General features: G+C 70.3%; 15 protein-coding genes. 8 read left to right on the plus strand and 7 right to left on the minus strand.

Translation table 11 applies throughout. The features are described 5' to 3' along the window. The coding region (locus ACWCO3_RS18265) for an ATP-binding protein (protein ID WP_450011056.1) at positions 1 to 1,062 on the plus strand (1,062 nt) is incomplete at its 5' end. A 24-nt stretch (positions 1,063 to 1,086) separates the two neighbouring features. Here ACWCO3_RS18265 and ACWCO3_RS18270 read toward each other — a convergent pair. Further along, on the minus strand, positions 1,087 to 1,635 hold the full coding sequence (locus ACWCO3_RS18270; protein WP_354883638.1) for a GNAT family N-acetyltransferase: 549 nt from the start codon (positions 1,633 to 1,635) through the stop codon (positions 1,087 to 1,089). Positions 1,636 to 1,768: 133 nt separating this feature from the next. On the opposite strand from ACWCO3_RS18270, the gene ACWCO3_RS18275 reads away from it, so the two are divergent. Then, positions 1,769 to 2,314 carry a DoxX family protein gene (locus ACWCO3_RS18275; RefSeq protein WP_145778366.1) on the plus strand — a complete coding sequence of 182 codons (546 nt, stop codon included), beginning with the start codon at positions 1,769 to 1,771 and terminating at the stop codon, positions 2,312 to 2,314. A gap of 214 nt (positions 2,315 to 2,528) precedes the next feature. Further along, positions 2,529 to 3,974 carry a glycosyltransferase 87 family protein gene (locus ACWCO3_RS18280; protein ID WP_145778365.1) on the plus strand — a complete coding sequence of 482 codons (1,446 nt, stop codon included), beginning with the start codon at positions 2,529 to 2,531 and terminating at the stop codon, positions 3,972 to 3,974. 6 nt (positions 3,975 to 3,980) lie between these two features. On the opposite strand, the gene ACWCO3_RS18285 is transcribed toward ACWCO3_RS18280, so the two are convergent. The 5 genes from ACWCO3_RS18285 to ACWCO3_RS18305 form a co-directional block, all read right to left on the minus strand. Next, on the minus strand, positions 3,981 to 4,409 hold the full coding sequence (locus ACWCO3_RS18285; protein WP_130405760.1) for a molybdenum cofactor biosynthesis protein MoaE: 429 nt from the start codon (positions 4,407 to 4,409) through the stop codon (positions 3,981 to 3,983). Then, a complete protein-coding gene (locus tag ACWCO3_RS18290; RefSeq protein ID WP_450011060.1) occupies positions 4,406 to 5,662 on the minus strand; it encodes a molybdopterin molybdotransferase MoeA in 1,257 nt (418 codons plus the stop codon). Before ACWCO3_RS18290 ends, ACWCO3_RS18285 begins: the two co-directional genes overlap by 4 nt. Positions 5,663 to 5,780: 118 nt before the next feature. Continuing rightward, the gene (locus tag ACWCO3_RS18295; RefSeq protein ID WP_145778363.1) at positions 5,781 to 6,251 is read right to left on the minus strand and encodes a MogA/MoaB family molybdenum cofactor biosynthesis protein; all 471 of its coding nucleotides are present in this window, start codon (positions 6,249 to 6,251) and stop codon (positions 5,781 to 5,783) included. Beyond that, positions 6,248 to 6,739, minus strand: coding sequence for a cyclic pyranopterin monophosphate synthase MoaC (gene moaC / locus ACWCO3_RS18300; protein WP_088987073.1), 492 nt, complete (start codon positions 6,737 to 6,739; stop codon positions 6,248 to 6,250). The genes ACWCO3_RS18295 and moaC overlap by 4 nt, the downstream gene beginning before the upstream one ends. Before the next feature lie 215 nt (positions 6,740 to 6,954). Continuing rightward, the gene (locus ACWCO3_RS18305; protein WP_450011063.1) at positions 6,955 to 7,428 is read right to left on the minus strand and encodes an AfsR/SARP family transcriptional regulator; all 474 of its coding nucleotides are present in this window, start codon (positions 7,426 to 7,428) and stop codon (positions 6,955 to 6,957) included. A 697-nt stretch (positions 7,429 to 8,125) separates the two neighbouring features. On the opposite strand from ACWCO3_RS18305, the gene ACWCO3_RS18310 reads away from it, so the two are divergent. The 5 genes from ACWCO3_RS18310 (at position 8,126) to ACWCO3_RS18330 (ending at position 13,916) form a co-directional block, all read left to right on the plus strand. Further along, positions 8,126 to 10,657, plus strand: a complete 2,532-nt coding sequence (locus ACWCO3_RS18310) for a putative bifunctional diguanylate cyclase/phosphodiesterase (RefSeq protein WP_145778360.1) — start codon at positions 8,126 to 8,128, stop codon at positions 10,655 to 10,657. 49 nt (positions 10,658 to 10,706) lie between these two features. Further along, positions 10,707 to 12,053, plus strand: a complete 1,347-nt coding sequence (locus tag ACWCO3_RS18315; RefSeq protein ID WP_450011065.1) for a glycosyltransferase 87 family protein — start codon at positions 10,707 to 10,709, stop codon at positions 12,051 to 12,053. 41 nt (positions 12,054 to 12,094) lie between these two features. Further along, positions 12,095 to 12,727 (plus strand): phosphoribosyltransferase, encoded by a 633-nt coding sequence (locus ACWCO3_RS18320; RefSeq protein WP_145778359.1) that lies wholly within the window; start codon positions 12,095 to 12,097, stop codon positions 12,725 to 12,727. Positions 12,728 to 12,749: 22 nt separating this feature from the next. Continuing rightward, positions 12,750 to 13,133 carry a TFIIB-type zinc ribbon-containing protein gene (locus ACWCO3_RS18325; RefSeq protein WP_145778358.1) on the plus strand — a complete coding sequence of 128 codons (384 nt, stop codon included), beginning with the start codon at positions 12,750 to 12,752 and terminating at the stop codon, positions 13,131 to 13,133. Between the two features lie 105 nt (positions 13,134 to 13,238). Continuing rightward, positions 13,239 to 13,916, plus strand: coding sequence for a maleylpyruvate isomerase N-terminal domain-containing protein (locus ACWCO3_RS18330; RefSeq protein ID WP_450011068.1), 678 nt, complete (start codon positions 13,239 to 13,241; stop codon positions 13,914 to 13,916). Between the two features lies 1 nt (position 13,917). On the opposite strand, the gene ACWCO3_RS18335 is transcribed toward ACWCO3_RS18330, so the two are convergent. Next, positions 13,918 to 16,565 (minus strand): replicative DNA helicase (locus tag ACWCO3_RS18335; RefSeq protein ID WP_450011070.1); only part of this gene is annotated, 2,648 nt, incomplete at its 5' end.

The following is a 16,565-nucleotide window of genomic DNA, read 5'->3' on the forward strand; positions in this document are numbered from 1 at the left end:
CGGCAGGTCGAGCACGTCGAGGACCACCTCTGGGGCAGCGGCAAGATCGAGGCAAGGCCGGACCAGTCGTTGCGTCGGCCGGTCGCCGCCGCCCTGCACATGGCCGTCCGGGAGCTCGCCCCCCGGCACCGGGCACCGGACCGGATCGACACCTTCCTCGGCGTCCTCAAGGCCTTCGCCCAACGCTCCGCCCCGACCGGCCGGGCCGGCACCGCCCCGAAACTGCGCGACCGGTGGCAGCCCGGCATCGACGTGCCGGCGGCCAGCGGCCGGGCCGACTCCGGCGACATCGAGATCGACCTGGTCGAGTTGCTCAGCGACGCCGCCGCGGTGGCCAGTGACGTGGGCACCGGCATCGCCATCTTCATCGACGAGATGCAGGACCTCGGCCCGGAGGACGTGTCGGCGCTCTGCGCCGCCTGCCACGAACTGTCCCAGCTCGGCGCACCCCTGATCGTGGTCGGCGCTGGCCTACCGCACCTGCCGGCGGTGCTCAGCGCCGCCAAGTCGTACTCCGAGCGGCTGTTCCGCTACCAACGCATCGACCGGCTCGACCGGATCGCCGCCGACCAGGCGCTCTGCGCGCCGGCCGAGCGCGAGGAGGTCGAGTACGAACAGAAAGCGCTCGACCTGCTCTACGAGAAGTCCGGCGGCTATCCCTACTTCGTCCAGGCGTACGGCAAGGCGACCTGGGATCACGCGCCGCGCTCGCCGATCACCGCCGCCGACGTGCGAGTCGCCGCACCGGAGGCGGAAGCGGAGCTGGCGGTCGGGTTCTTCGGCTCCCGATTCGAGCGGGCCACGCCCGCCGAGCGCGAGTACATGCGGGCGATGGCCACGATGTCCGCGGTCGAGGGCGACTCCTCAGCGGTGGTCCGCGACGACATGGACGCCGCGGTGCCCACCGCCGAGATCGCCCGGGCACTCGGCCGCAAGCCCGCCAGCCTGTCCCCGGCCCGCGACGCGCTGATCAAGAAGGGGCTGATCTACTCCGGTGAGCGGGGGACCGTCGCCTTCACTGTGCCGCACTTCGGCAGGTACCTGCGCACCCAACCGGCCTGACCGTCACCGACCGCGCCGACGCGGTCAGACCTTGGACCAGGGCGCCGGAAAGAGCACCTCACCGCGAGGCGGGGGGCCCTCCTCGCTGGTGGATGGGGGGAGCACCAACGCCTGCCAGGGCTCACCGAGACCAGCCCACGGCCCGGTCAGGCCCAGCTCCGTGGCCGGGCCGAAGCCGAACCGGCGGTAGAAAGCCGGGTCGCCGAGGACCACGACCAGCCGCTCACCCAACTCGGTGGAGGCGTCCAACGCGGCCTGCACGACCGAGGTGCCGTGGCCGACGCGTTGCCGGTGCGGCGCCACCGCAACCGGACCGAGTGCCAGGACGGGAACGTCCGAGCCCCGCTCCGGCCGCACACGCACCCGGGTGAGCAACGCGTAACCGACGACCTCACCGCCGTACTCCGCGACCATGGCCAGCTCCGGCAGCCAGGCGGCGGTGCCGCGCAACTCGTCGACGAGGCTCACCTCCGGCGGCGTCGTCACGTCCGGACGGGCGAAGGCAGCTCCCAGAACGCGGCGTACCGAGCCGGCGTCGGCCGGGTCCTCGGGGCGTAGCCGCAGCGTGGTCACCCGCGCGACGTTACCCGCCGCAGCCAGTCCATCCGTGACTGTCGCTCGAATCGGCGTGGCGCACGTGCACGAGCACCGATCCGATCCGGCCGTTGCCGGGGTAGCAACCGCCCAGACGGGGTATGACTGGTCCATGACGCCCGTACGCTCTCTCGCCCGAGCCATGCTGAGCGGGATCTTCGTGGTCCAGGGGTACCGCAACTTTCGCGACCCGGGTCGCCTCGCGGTGGCCGCCCAGCCGGTGACCGAGAAGGTCGCGCCACTTCTGAAGAAGGCTCACCCGAGCTTCCCCACCGAGACCGAGACGTTGATCCGAGTCAACGCTGCGGTGCAGGTCAGCGCCGGGCTGATGCTCGCCACCGGCCGCCTCAGTCGACCTGCTGCTCTGGTCCTCGCCGGTACGTTGGTGCCGGTGACCGTCGCCGGCCATCCCTTCTGGAAGAACGACGACCCGACCGCCAGGAACAACAACCAGATCCACGCCATGAAGAACCTGGGCATCCTCGGTGGTCTTCTGCTGGCCGCCGCCGACACCGGCGGCAAGCCCGGTCTGCGGTGGCGGACGGGTCACCGCATCGGCCACTCTCGACGTTCCGTGCAACGCGCCGTCCGTACGGCCCGACGCGAGGCTCGGATCGCCGTCCGGTCCGCGTCCACCGCGCGCCGACTTCCCGGCTGAACTGCGTCGATCCGTCTCCGAGCCGTCCCCACCCCCGCTAAGGCCGCGAATTACCTGAACCACCCGGTAGGCGTTAACGCGGTGGAAATGTCAAAAACATGTGTGGGATCGGACACGGTCGCATAACGCGGGAGGCACTGACGTGAGGCGCCGTTCTAGGCTCCGTGCAGGACCTGGACGGATAGGACAACATTGGTACGGGGGTGGCCACGCCATGCCGACGGCTGTCGGTAGACGGGCGGACCGCCTCGCCCCAATCCAACGCGTGACGCGTGGGATCGATCGCAGGAACGTCGTACGGGGCGCCATCGTGGCCGCCGTCGCCTACGCCGCATGGCTCGCCATCGGCACCTTCGGGCGGCCGTACAACTTCTTCGATATGAAGATCTATCACGGTGCCGTGGTGTGGTGGGCGAGCGGACATGAGCTCTATGAGTTCATCGCGCCCGGAACCACCCTGGGCTTCACCTACCCGCCGTTCGCCGGTCTGGTCATGTTGCCGATGGCGCAGTTGCCGATCGGCATGGCGGGCATGGTCAACGCCGCTGCCAGCATCGCCGCGTTGGCGTTGGTCCTGGCCGGGTTGCTTCGCCCCATCGTGGACCGGTTGGCGTGGCCACTGTGGTTCACAGTGGCCCTGGCGGTGCCGCTCGCGGTCGCCATCGAACCAGCTCGGGAAACCCTCGGCTACGGCCAGGTCAACATCCTGCTGTTCGCTCTGATCATGGCGGATCTGATCGGCCTCCGCTGGCGCTCCCGCCGAGGCACCCACTACGCCGCCACCGACGGCCCGCTGCTGCGCTTCGTCTACGGCGGAGCCTGGGCCGGCGCCGGCATCGGCTTGGCCACCGCGGTCAAGCTCACCCCGGCACTGTTCATCGCGTACCTGCTCATCACCCGTCAGTGGCGAGTGGCGGCCACCGCCATCGGCACCACGATCGGCGTGACGGTGGCGAGCTTCGCGATCGTCGGCGACGAGTCACGGACGTACTTCGGCAGCGTGCTCTGGCAGACCGAACGGGTCGGCGCGGCGGACATGACGCCCAACCAGTCACTCGCCGGCCTGCTCGCCCGGCTGTACGACTCGATCGAAACACCCGGGCTGCTCTGGTTCGCCTTCTCGGTGCTGATCCTGGCGCTGGGCCTGTCCCGCGCGGCCAGTTCCCGCGCCGACGGCGACGAGCTGACCGCGTTCACGCTCGTCGGTCTGACCGCGAACGTGATCAGCCCGATCTCCTGGACGCACCACCTGGTCTGGGTGATCCCGGCGATCATCGTGCTGGCCGATGCCGCTGTGCGCCGCCGGGAGGCGAGCCGCACGATGCCTCAGCGCACCGGCCAGGGGCCAGTGTTCGGCGGACTGCCCGGGGTCAACGGGCTCCGCCCGCCGATCTGGTATCCCACCCTCACCGGCCTCCGCCACGGTGCCGCCGCGATCGGGCTCTACCTGCTGTTCCTGATCTCCCCGATCTGGCCGTACGAGCACCAACTGCCGGAGATGTCGCACTACCAGGACGGTCTCTTCGGGGCCCTGATGGAGAACTCACTCGCGGTCGCGTTGATCGTGCTGGTCGCCGCGCTGCCCTGGCGGCCCGGTGCCGAGCCCGCGTTCTACGGTGACCGGCTCGCCAGGGCGGCGGTGCTCAGCAGCCGTCGGTGAGCCCGGTCAGGGGCAGTTGACCCACTCCTCGGTGCCGTCGGTGAAGACCTGCCGTTTCCAGATCGGCAGGCGCGCCTTGACCTCGTCGACCAGCCGGGCGCAGGCGGCGAAGGCCGCGGCCCGGTGTGCGGTGCTCACCGCGGCGACCAGCGCCACGTCACCGATCGCCAGTGGGCCGACCCGGTGCGAGACGGCCACCGCGTAGACGTCGGGTTCCGCGGCGATCTCGGCGGCCACCTCGCGCAGCACCTGAGCGGCGCTCGGGTGCCCTTCGTACTCCAGGCTGGTGACCTGACGCCCGTGGTCGTGGTCGCGGACCACGCCTTGAAAGGACACCACAGCGCCGGCCCGCCGGTCGGCGACCGCCGCCTCGTGCGTGGCGAGGTCGAGCGGCTGGTCGGTGACCTCGCCGAAGGTGATCGCTGGCGCGGTCATGACGCACGCTCCCCGGGCAGCAACGGCAGCGGCACGATCGGCACACGGTCACCCGGCTCGCCTCTGGTGCCGGGCCGGATGACGGCGAAGCCATCCGCGCCGGCCAGGCCACGCAGCATCGCCGACCCGACGTGTCGCACCGGAGTCGCGGTGCCCGCGGCCCGGTCCAGTCGGACCAGCGCCAGGTGGGTGTGGTCACCACGGCCGGGCACCGCCTCGGCCAGCGTCGCCTGCGGCAGCACGGGCATCGATCGCCCCTGGAGGCCGGCAAGCAGCGGGGCGACCAGCGACACCAGCGCGACGACGGCGGACTGTGGGTTGCCCGGCAGCCCGGCCACGAACCTGATCCGCCCGTCGGGGTCGGCCAGCCGGGCCAGCAGCATCGGGAAGCCCGGCCGGACCGCGACAGTGTTGACCACGTAGTCGGCGCCGAGCGCCTCCAGGGTCGGATGCAGGTGGTCCACCGGGCCGTTCATCGTGCCGCCGGTGGTGCACACCAGGTCGGCACTGGCCAGTGCCGACCGCAGGGCCGCCACGTGCGCGGGCAGTGTGTCGGCGACCGGGCCCACCACGTCCGACTGTCGGACCTGACAGCCGTAGCGCCGTAGCCACGCGGGCACCGCCGGACCCAGCGCGTCCCGGACACGACCGGCCGCTGGCGGCCCGGCGGTCAACAGCTCGTCACCGAAGACCAGCAGGGCGGCGCGCGGTGCCCGCCGGACCCGCAGCGTGTCGTGCCCACAGGAGGCCGCCAGGCCGATCACCGCCGGGTCGACCGGCGTGCCGGCCGGCAACAACTCCTCATCGGCGTACGCCTCCTCACCGGGCTGCCGCCACTCGGGCGTCTCCCGGGGAGTGCCGCGCACCAGGCCGTCGGCGGTCGTCGACTCCTCGACGCGCAGAACCGCTGTGGCACCCTCGGGCACCATGGCTCCGGTCGCGATCTCGACTGTGGTGTCGGCCTCGGTGAGCGGGGCCGGGGTGCTGCCCGCCAGCACTCGACCGACGACCCGCCACGGGCCGGCGCCGCGCACCGCCCAGCCGTCGACGCTGGAAGTCGGAAAGGCCGGAAGGTCGGTGCGGGTGGTCAACGGTTCGGCCAGGGTGAACCCGTCGATGTCGGCCAGTGGTCGGGCGACGGCGGGCAGTGCGGCGGCGAGACCGACCGCGTAGACCCGCGACCGCGCTTCCTCCCAGCCAGCCGGCGGGGGCGCGGCGACCCGATCCGCGGTGGGTGCGGTTTCCGTGCTCACCGACCGAGCCTATCGGCACGGACCGACACCCGCCCGGGCCTGGCACGGACCGATTGCTGGGCACCGCCACCAACCTGGGTGCTCCTCGGCACGAACTCAGGGAGTGCCCTGCTCGAACTCAGTGGTCTCCGCCGCGTAACTGGTCGACGGTGTGCCCGAGGATCGGCCCGAGCACGGCCAGGCCGTCCCGGGCCCCGCCGGTCGAGCCGGGCAGGTTGATCACCAGCATCCGGCCGGCCACCCCGGCCAGACCCCGGGACAGCACCGACGTAGGCACCCGGTCGCGGCTGTGCGCGCGGATCGCCTCGGCGATGCCGGGGATCTCGTAATCCAGCAGATCCCGGGTCACGTCCGGCGTCCGATCCGACGGGGTCACCCCGGTGCCACCGCTGGTCACCACCACGTCGACCCCGTCGGATCGGGCGGCCCGCAGGGCGACGCCGACCGGCTCCCCGTCGGGCACCACCACCGGCTCGTCGACCTGGCACCCCAGCTCGCGCAGGCCCGCGACGAGCAGAGGACCGCTGGTGTCGGCGTAGACGCCGGCCGCGGCTCGGTTCGATGCCACGATCACCCGGGCCCGGATCACGGCCGGTCCTCGGGCCGAACCCACTCGCCGGTCTTGCCGCCTTCCTTACGCAGCACCCGCACCGCCTCCACCGAGGCTGCCGGGTCGACCGCCTTGACCATGTCGACCAGAGCGAGACCGGCGACGGCGACCGCCGTCAGTGCCTCCATCTCCACCCCGGTGCGATCCGCGGTGCGGGCGGTGGCCGTGATCTCCACGGTGTCGGCGGTCAACCGCAGGTCGACAGTGACGCCGTGCAACGCGATCGGGTGACACAGCGGGATCAGATCGGGCGTGCGCTTCGCCCCCATGATGCCGGCCAGCCGACCGACCGCCAGCGCGTCACCCTTGGGCAACCCGTCGCGATGCAGCAGGTCGATGACCTCGGGCGTGGTCCGCAGACGGCCGGCCGCGACGGCAAGCCGGCCCGTCACCGCCTTGGCGGAGACGTCGACCATGCGGGCCGCGCCGGCGCGGTCGACGTGGCTGAGCTGCGCGGGTTCGGTCACGGTCGTGAGCCTATCGGTGCGGTACGACGGCGCCCGGAAGGAGCGGCGTCGCATCGACCACCACACCGGGTGCTGACGGCGCGCCGGTCCGACGCCGCTCCTCCCTCACCGACCCGCCGCCGAGGCCGCTGGGGTGACCTGTCGGCGGGTGCGTGTCGACGGACCGGCTCTGCCCACGGGCAGAGCCTCCCCCGTTCGCCGATACGTCCGGTAAGTTACCGGGCCGGTCGATAAGAAATCGATAAGCGCTGTTCGGTCGGGTCAGCGCTTCGCGGCGTCGCTCGCGCGGGTGTGGTCGTCGGCTTCGACGCGCATCGTCCAGGTCGCCAGCCGACACGGCTTCCCGGCCCGCGTTGCGTTCCACCTCGAAGCGAAAGACGTCGACCCGGTCCGGGTCCACAACAAGTCGGTCGATAGCCGTTGCGTTGGCGCTCGATGACACCGCGTCCGGCCGGGGAAGCCTCGAAAGTCCGGCGCAGATTGGCCGCATAGGTCCGCACATTAGCTATGGCCGATCGCGGTGGGCGATCGGCCCATAACTCATCGACGAGATCGTCCACTGTCACGAGTCGCCCGGGCTGAACGGTGAGCATTGCGAAGATTGCCTGCTGCTTGGGTGTACCAAGGCGCAGCGTGCGGGTAGACAGTTGCACCGAAAGGCCGCCCAGAACCCGAATCTCCACCCGCACCCGCCAGCCCTGCCAGGTATTCAGCCGACCACGCAACGCAGTCTACGACCCCGAGGGGTGGCGCACCGCTTACGGGGCGATACGAAGCACCCTAGGCGTCCCGAGGAGCGATGCAAGGAGCTGCTCGAATGCCAATCCGGGACGGCATCATGTGAGCGGCAAGTTGCGTCGCTGCCTGCCGAAACGCGATTATCCATCCGCCGTCGCCAACGACCCGGGCAGGCTGACACCATTACCTGCCCCAGCCAGGCAGCCTCGGACGCGCCAACTCTGCCCATGCCGCCCTTACGCCTGACCAAACTCCGGATGAGGCAACTGTTGAAGAGCCTCCAGACTCAAGGAATAGAGCGACCACAACCTCGCCAGATACCGTCCGCAGTTGCAAGGTGCCAGTTGAATCCAACGTCGGCGCGCTCAACCGCACTCCGTTCAGTAACGATGGACAGAACGTGATAAAGGGGCTGCAACTTGGCTAATCCTGCGCATACCGACATTTATCTGTTCTAGCCTGCCCTTCCTTCTCTTAAGCTGCCTTTCAGAGGAAGACCTCCCCATCGCGGACAGGTACTCCAATGGACAGCGGTAGAAGGGGGCAGCGCGATGCGTGGCACCGACTGGAACTGACAAGCTCGACACAGGACTTCTGAGGACCCGAGCAGTAGGCTGCGGGAACGCGCAGGTACCATTCGGGAGCGGCATGACCCTTCCTCAGCGACGAGAGACTGAGACCGATCGGCGGCTGTTGCTGCTCGTCGGTCTCGTCGTCGCTGTTGCCGCGGTCATCGTCGCCGCCTCGCTTCCGGCCGCATTGGGTTCGGCGAAGCCGACGACGGTGAACGACGCTGCGGTTCTCGTCATGCTCACGCTCATGATCGCTCTGGGCACGCTGGTCAAGGCCCGCGTACGGATCCGGTCGACGACCCAGTCGATCAGTTGGAACGAAACAGCGATCATCGTTGGTGCAGCCATCGCTCCGACCTCCGTCGTCGTGCTCTGCACCGCTGTCGGGATCGCCATCGCCTCGCTCCGCCTGACACCGATGAAGCTCGCCTTCGGCGTCGGGAAGAACGTCATCGTGGCCTGGGGTGCCGGCACCACGCTCGCGATGACGAGCTGGACCTGGCCAGCAACCGGGGCAGCCCCCCTGACGCTGCTGGGGCCGTTGGCCCTCGCCTACCTGGTCGCCGCGTTACTGGACGATCTGCTCGCCATTCCAGTCATCGCGCTCGCCTCCGAGACCCGGATCGCGAAGCACTTCCGCAGCAACCTCGACCTCCGTCTCGCCGGCTTCGCCGTGCGGTTCGTGGTCACAGCCTGCACGCTACTGATCATCCGGCTCGATCCCCGACTGTTGCTCGCGATTCCACCCCTGGTCCTGAGCCTGCACCTGGCCTACGCCGCACGCATTCGGGGCCGCACCGAACAGCAGGCGTGGCAGCGGCTCGCCCGCACCACCGACGCGCTCAACGTGGTCGACCTGGACACCGTCCTCACCACCGCCGTCACCCAGGCCGCCGAGTTGTTCTCCGCCGACGAGGTCGAGATCGAGCTGCGCGACGGCGGTCGCACCGTACGCGGCGGCACCGGCGGCATCACCTTCGACGGCCCGACCGGCACCCCCACCACCGTCGACGGCACGATCGTCCCCACCCCGCTGGAGGGACACGACCGGACCGTCGACATCGGCGTCCTCCGACTGCGCTTCCACGGCCCGGTGCAACTCTCCGAGCGGGAGCAGTACACCCTGCGCACCTTCGCCTCCGCGCTCTGCACGGCAGTGCGCAACGCCCAGGCGTACGCCGAACTCGCCCGGGTGGCCGACGAACACGCGTACGCGGCGGCACACGATGCGTTGACCGACCTGGCCAACCGTCGGCAACTCCTCGACGAGGGCACCGAGCACCTGAGCGCCCGGCACGCCGACGGGGTGACCGCGCTGGTGCTGATCGACCTCAACCACTTCAAGGAGGTCAACGACACACTCGGGCACGCCGCAGGCGACCAGGTGCTGGTGCAGGTGGCCGGCCGGTTGCGGGGCGCAGCCCAGCCGAGTGACCTGGTGGCCCGCCTCGGCGGCGACGAGTTCGCCGTACTCCTGCGAGGGCTTCCGGCCCCGGCGGTGGCCGCGCACCGGGCCGAGACGTTGCTCGCCGCCCTGCATGAGCCCTTCGAGCTGGACGGCATGCGGATCAGCGTGGAGGCCAGCGGCGGGATCTCCGTCGCCCCGTCCAGCGGTGGCATGGCAGAGCTGCTGCGCCGCGCCGACGTGGCCATGTACCAGGCCAAACGGGCCGGGCAGAGGACCGCCACGTACGCCGCCACGCGGGACACCGCCGACCTGGGCCGCCTCACCCTCGGTGGCGACCTGCCACGTGCGGTCGCCGACCACGAGTTCGTCGTCAACTTCCAACCGATCGTCGACCTGGGCACCGGCGAGGTGACCAGCGCCGAGGCGCTGGCCCGCTGGCACCACCCCACCCACGGCATGATCGACCCGCTGCGCTTCCTGGAGGCCGTAGAGCGTTCCGGCCTGCTGCCGGCCTTCGCCGAGGCGATCCTGGACCAGGCGCTGATCGCCGCGGCCAGTTGGCGGGACGCCGGCTTCGACGTACCGGTAGCGGTGAACGTGTCGCCGCGCAGCCTCCTCGACGCGCGGTTCCCGGGCTCGGTGCTGGCCCGCCTGCGCGCCCACGACCTACCGCCGGACCGGCTGGTGCTGGAGTTGACCGAGACACTGACGCTCAGCCAACTCGACGTGGTCGACCGGGTACTCGGCCGGCTACGCGACGAGGGTGTCCGGCTGGCGTTGGACGACTTCGGCACTGGTTACTCGTCCCTCTCCCTGCTCTCCCGAATCCCGGTGCACGAGCTGAAGATCGACCGGAGTTTCGTGACGACGATGGACAGCTCGGCGGAGGCCGCCGCCGTCATCCGCTCCACCCTCGACTTGGGCCGCAGCCTCGACCTGGACGTGGTGGCCGAGGGGGTGGAGAGCGAGCCGCAGCGGCGGGCCCTGTGGGAGTTGGGTTGCGTCGCCGGCCAGGGGCACCTCTTCGCCCGGCCGATGCCGGCCGGCACTCTGCTCGCGGCGATGCAGCGGGGCTCGGGCGGCCGGCCCGGCACCCTGGCCGCACCCCTGCACGACGCCGGCGCGGTGATCAGGTTGAGCCAGAACCGTCGCCAGACCGGCCGTTCCCGCACCGACCGCCTCCCGCACCTGCCCGCCTGACCAGGCCTCGGCCCGGTGCCGAAGCGGACCGGTCTGCCAGACTTGCGCCGTGATCGCCGACGACCCGACCACCCGCCGCCGCCGTCGCTGGCACTGGCGGACGCTCGACACCGCCGCCGGCGGCCTCGCCCTCGACCTCGGGCTCTACGCCGCGTCGACCGTCTTCGCCGCGATTACCGCAGTCACGTCGACCCTGCTGCCGCACCGGGCCTGGGGGACCGTCGCCGCAGCCGGATACCTGGTCGCGACACTCGTGGTGACCGCCCAACTGCTGCTGCGCCGACGCACCCCGACCTCACCGCTGGTCGGGCTGCCAGCCCGCTGGGCGGTCACCGGTCTCGCATGGGCGGGCACCGCACTGCTGCCTCTGCTCTGGCAGAGCATCGAGCGGGCCGGCGGGCGCACCGACCGGGCCCAGGAGGAGGTGCTGGTCGTGGAGCACGCCGGCGCGCGCCTCCTGGAACACGGCACCCCGTACCTGGGACCGGACGCGATCGCCGCCCTGCCGCCCGGCGACCAACTGATGGGCTACACCCCGTACCAGCCCGGCATGGCGATGTTCGGCCTACCCCGAGCGCTCGTCGACACCTGGTGGACCGACTCCCGAGTCTGGTTCGCGGTGGGCACCGCACTGGCGCTCGCCCTGGCCGTGAGCGCCCTGCGCAGAACACCTGCCGACACGGACGAGGCCGACACCGCTCACCGCCGGAACGCCGCGCTGCTGCGCGGCGTGCAGGCCGCCACCGTACTGCCGATCTGCGCCCTGACCCTCGCCACCGGCGGCGACGACCTACCCGTACTCGCGCTCTGCCTGCTGGCCCTCGCGCTCGCCGCCGCCGACCGACCCGGCCGGGCCGGCCTCGCGGTCGGGCTCGCCGGCGCGCTGAAGCTGTTCGCCTGGCCGGTCGCCCTGGTCCTGATCGTGTGGGGTCTGACCCGACGCGCCGGCGCGCGGGTCGCCGCCGGCGCGATCGGCCTGCCGGTCGCCGCCCTCCTGCCCGCGATGCTCGTCGACCGCGACGCGCTGACCGAGAACGTGCTGCGCTTCCCCCTCGGCCACGGCCTGGTCACCAGTCCCGCACAGTCCCCGTTTCCCGGCTACCTGATCGCCACCGGGCTGCCCGCCGGCCGGCTGATCGCCGCCGCGCTGCTGGTCGCGGCGGGCATCGCCATCGCCGTCCGACTCGCCCGCCGCCCGCCCCGCACCGCCGTCGCCACCACCGTCATCTGCGGGTACGGGCTACTCGCCGCCATCGCCCTGATGCCCTCGACCCGCTTCGGCTACCTGCTGTACCCGCTCGCCCTGCTCACCTGGGCACCTGCCCTGCACCGCCCCACCGACACGCCGCCGACCGCAGTTCCCGGCCACCTGTCCGGTCGGGCCACTTCCGCGTAACTGCCCGGCGCGGGACCGCGTCAGGGCGTAGACCTGAAGGCATGACGACCTACCGCGACCGGGCCGACGCCGGCCGGGTGCTCTCCGACCGGCTCACCGCACTCGTCGGCGAACCCGACGTCGTCGTCCTCGGCCTCGTCCGTGGGGGCGTACCCGTCGCCCGGGTCGTCGCCGAACGCCTCGGCGCGCCGCTGGACGTGCTGGTCGTCCGTAAGCTCGGGATGCCGTGGGCCCGGGAGGTCGCCTTCGGTGCGCTCGGGCCGGGCGGCGTCCAGGTGCTCAACGACGCGGTGGCCAGCCGACTCAGCAGCGACGACATCGCCGAGGTCAGCCAACGGGAGCAGGCCGAACTGGAACGCCGGGAACGGCTGTACCGGGGCGGTCGCGCACCACTGAACCTCACCGGGCGGACGGCGGTGATCGTCGACGACGGTCTCGCCACCGGCGCGACCGCCCGCGCCGCCGTGGAGGTCGCACGCCAACTCGGAGCGAACCGGGTCGTGGTAGCGGTCCCGGTCGGCGCGCAGGAGGCCTACGAACTCCTCGCCGCCGAGGCGGACCAGGTCATCTGCACGCAACGTCCACCGGACTTCGGCGCGGTGAGCGTCTACTACGACGACTTCCACGAAGTTTCCGATGAAGAAGTCACCGAGGCGCTCACAGCAACTGCATAGGTACACCAGGTACCGTCGTGCGATGAGTAGTCTCACCTGTCCCAAGTGTCGCGGAGAAATGCGCCAGTACGAGCGCAGCGGAGTCGTCATCGACCAGTGCGGGGAGTGCCGAGGCATCTTCCTGGACCGCGGTGAGCTGGAGAAGCTCTTCGAGGCGGAGGCCAACTGGAGCCGCCAGCAGGGCGGCGGCGCGCCGTCGCAGCCCGCCCAGCAGCCGGCCGGTTACCCGCCGCCTCCGCCGCCCCCGGCGCCCCACCAGCCCGGCTACGGTGCCGTTCCGCCGCCGCCGCCCGCACACGGCTACCCGCCGGCGCCGGCTTACGGCCACCAGCAGCAGCACCACGGCTACCACGGCCACTACCGGCAGAAGAAGCGCAAGGGCTTCCTCGACGAGATGTTCGGCTGAGCCCAGGCCGACCTCGCGCCCGGGTCGATCAACGCGTCGACCCGGGCACAACGCCCACACCGCCGGTGGTTGGTGGGCGGAACTCGCCGTGCCAGGCTGGTTCGCATGACCGCGATCCGACCCGACGAGGCGTTGGCCCAGGCGTACGCCGGGATCAGCGCAGTGGTCGACGCCCTGGATGACACCGGCCCGCAACGAACCACCCGCTGTCACGGCTGGCTCGTCGCGGACCTGCTCCTCCACGTGCTCGGCGACGCCCAGCGCGCGCTTGTCGCACTGGCCAGCCCTGTGGACGGCCCCGCCGACGTCGACGACGTCAGCTACTGGCGTGACTTCCCCGGTGGTGGCGACGAGGCCACCCGGCACGCCTGGTGGGTCCGCCGCTCGGCCGCCGCGTTCGACCGCCCGACCGGGATCGTCCGGCTCTGGCGCGAGACCGCCCCCGCGGCGGTCCGCGCCGCCGCGTCAGCCAACCCGCAGGGGTACGTGACCACGCAGGGACACGTGCTGCGCGTACCGGATTTCCTCGCCACCCTGACGACCGAGGCTGTCGTTCATCACCTGGACCTGATCGTGGACCTGCCCGACGCGCCGCCCCCGGGTCCACTGGCGACACGTGTCGCGGTGGCCACCATGGACGGCCTGCTCAGCGACGACACGGTCCGCCCCGTCGCCTGGAGCGACCACGATTTCCTCCTGAAGGCGACCGGGCGCGTGCCGCTCACCGACCGGGACCGACTGGAGTTGGGCGAGTCGGCGGGCTGGTTTCCACTGCTCGGCTGAGCTAGCCGATGGCCATGTCCACGAAGCGCGACAGGTGCAGCTGGGCGGCTACGGTCACGGTGTCGGTAGGGCCATTTCGATGCTTGGCAACAATAAAATCCGCCTCGCCCGCGCGCGGGGACTCCTTGTCGTAGTAGTCGTCGCGGTGCAGAAGGATGACGACGTCGGCATCCTGCTCAATTGAGTTGTGGGTGGCGATGCCGTTCGCGATGAAGTTGTGCTTCCCGAGCACGGTCGCGTCGAACACCTCCTGCTCACCGATCGACTCAATAGAGACGATCGAGTCCCAGAAGATGTCATTCGTGGCGTGCAGGTCCAGGTCGGCCGCATCAAGGACGCCGGCGATCGCCGCCAGTCGGGAGCGGCTGGGGGCATGCTTCCAGAGGGTGCTGCCGCAGAACTGGGTGCCGATCGCCTTAGCGAACTCACGGTGAGTCATGCCTTGCTCGACCAGAATCTCCTTGACTCGGGTCCAGACCTCTCGTGGCACGGTGTCGACGTTGGTGTTGCTCTCCGTCGTTTCCAACGCGGCAAGCAGAGCGGCGCAGCCGTCCGACCGCTGCCCGTACACGCCGATCTCGCGCAGGAACCTCAGCTGGTCGTCCCGACCGGAGATGTCGAGCGTGTACTGAGGACGGTGCCCCGAGACCGGCACCACCTTCAGTCGGGCCGTGATGCCGTACCTCAGAAGAAGTCGAGAGATGTCTTCGAGCATTCGCCGGCTCGTGGACGAGAAGTAGACGCGCCCACCGCGCCCTGAGCTGTTGACGGTCACCGAACCATCGGTGGCCCACAGGTGCCGCAGGAAGGAAGTGATCTGCTCCTTGGGCAGGCTGAAGACGGCCGAAGGGAGAAACTTCTCGTGCGATCTCAAACCGAAGAGGCCTAGGTCGTCCAGCCAAGCGGCGATCGGGTTACGCCGACCGCGAGCCAGGCGATAGGGCGCTGGCAGCCGCAGGGTCGTCACCCTCGCAGCCGCGTAATCGTCACGGACGGCGGAGATCCCGAAATGCTTCGCCGCGTCGGACACGGCCTGCAGGTTCAGCTCGTCACAGCTCGCGTATCGAATGGGTTGACGTCGCACGAAGGATCCGTCGCCCAACAGGTGCGCCAACATCACCACCTCCGCGTCGACCCACGGGCGGGTCATCATCGGCGGCGGTAGGTGGCGTGGCGTGGCGATGCGATCTCCCGGCGACAGCTCACCGAGTGGCACCCACCCCGTGAAAGCCAGGAAGGGGTGATTCGCTGTGGCATCGATCTGCTTGCCCGATGCCAGGGTCAGCCGGAACACCTCGCGGCTGCCGCTCGGGAAAACATGGGTCATCGTGCGGGGCGTGTACCGAAGGCTCTCGTCCAACGCCCAGACCGGGATGTCTTTGGCGTTATTCGACAACAACTCACCGAGCGTGATCTCAGTGTTGTCATCTGCTCGAACCACTCGGGTCTCCGCCGTGAGGCAGCCAGACTCACGCAGGTCGGACAGCTGGGGCCGTTTGTCGGTGCGCTGCTCGGGGCCACGGTTCAGCTGACTCACCGCGATGACCGGGCACTCGACCTCCTTGGCCAGCAGCTTGAGGCCACGGGAGAGGTCCGCGACCTCCTGCTGACGACTCTCGGTGCGCTTCGGTGAAGTCATCAGCTGGAGATAGTCGACCACGATCATCTTGAGGTCGTGCCGCTGCTTGAGCCGCCGAGCCTTGGCCCGGATCTCCATCAGGTTCATGCTCGGCGTGTCGTCGACGAAGAGGGGTGCCTCGCTGATCTCGCCCATGCAGCGGGCCAGCTTCGTCCAGTCGTCGTCGGAGAGCTGCCCGCTACGCAGCACGTGCAGTGGCACCCGCGCCTCGGCCGAGAGAAGTCGCATGACGATCTCGACCTTACTCATTTCGAGCGAGAAGATGGCCGCCGCCTGGTTAGCCCGAATTGCAGCGTTTCGAGCGAAATCCATGCTTGCTGTTGATTTGCCCAACCCAGGCCTACCGGCGACGATCACCAACTGACCGGCGTGCAGGCCGTTGAGCAGCCGGTCCAGGTCGCTGAAGCCGGTCGGCACGCCGGTCATCACACCGCCCTGCGCACCCACCGCCTCGATCTCGTCCAGCGTCGGCTGCAACATGTCAGCCAGGATCGCGAAGTCCTCACTGACCCGGCGTTCGGTGACGTCGTAGACGGCCTGCTGGGCAAGGTCCACGATGTCGTCCACGTCGCGGCTACCGCCACTCGCGGTGCCGTAGCCCAGCTGCACGATCTTGGTGCCGGCCTCGACCAGCCGGCGCAGCACCGCCCGTTCGCTGACGATCCGCGCGTAGTAGGCCGCGTTCGCTGCGGTGGGCACGCTGGCGATGAGGGTGTGCAGGTACGGTGCGCCGCCGATACGGGCCAGGTCACCGGAGTCGGTCAGGGCGGCGGCCACGGTGATCGGGTCGGCCGGCTCACCCCTGCCGTAGATGTCCAGGATGGTGTCGAAGATGGTGGCGTGCACCGGCCGGTAGAAGTCGTTGGTCTTGAGGATCTCGACGACGTCGGCGATGGCGTCCTTGGAGAGCAGCATGCCGCCGAGGACGCACTGCTCGGCTGCCACGTCCTGCGGTGGGGTCTTGTCGAACTGGCCGTCCCGCTGCGCCGGTGGTTGGCCTCCGCCGGAGC

This window comes from Micromonospora sp. NPDC002411 (assembly GCF_053592955.1).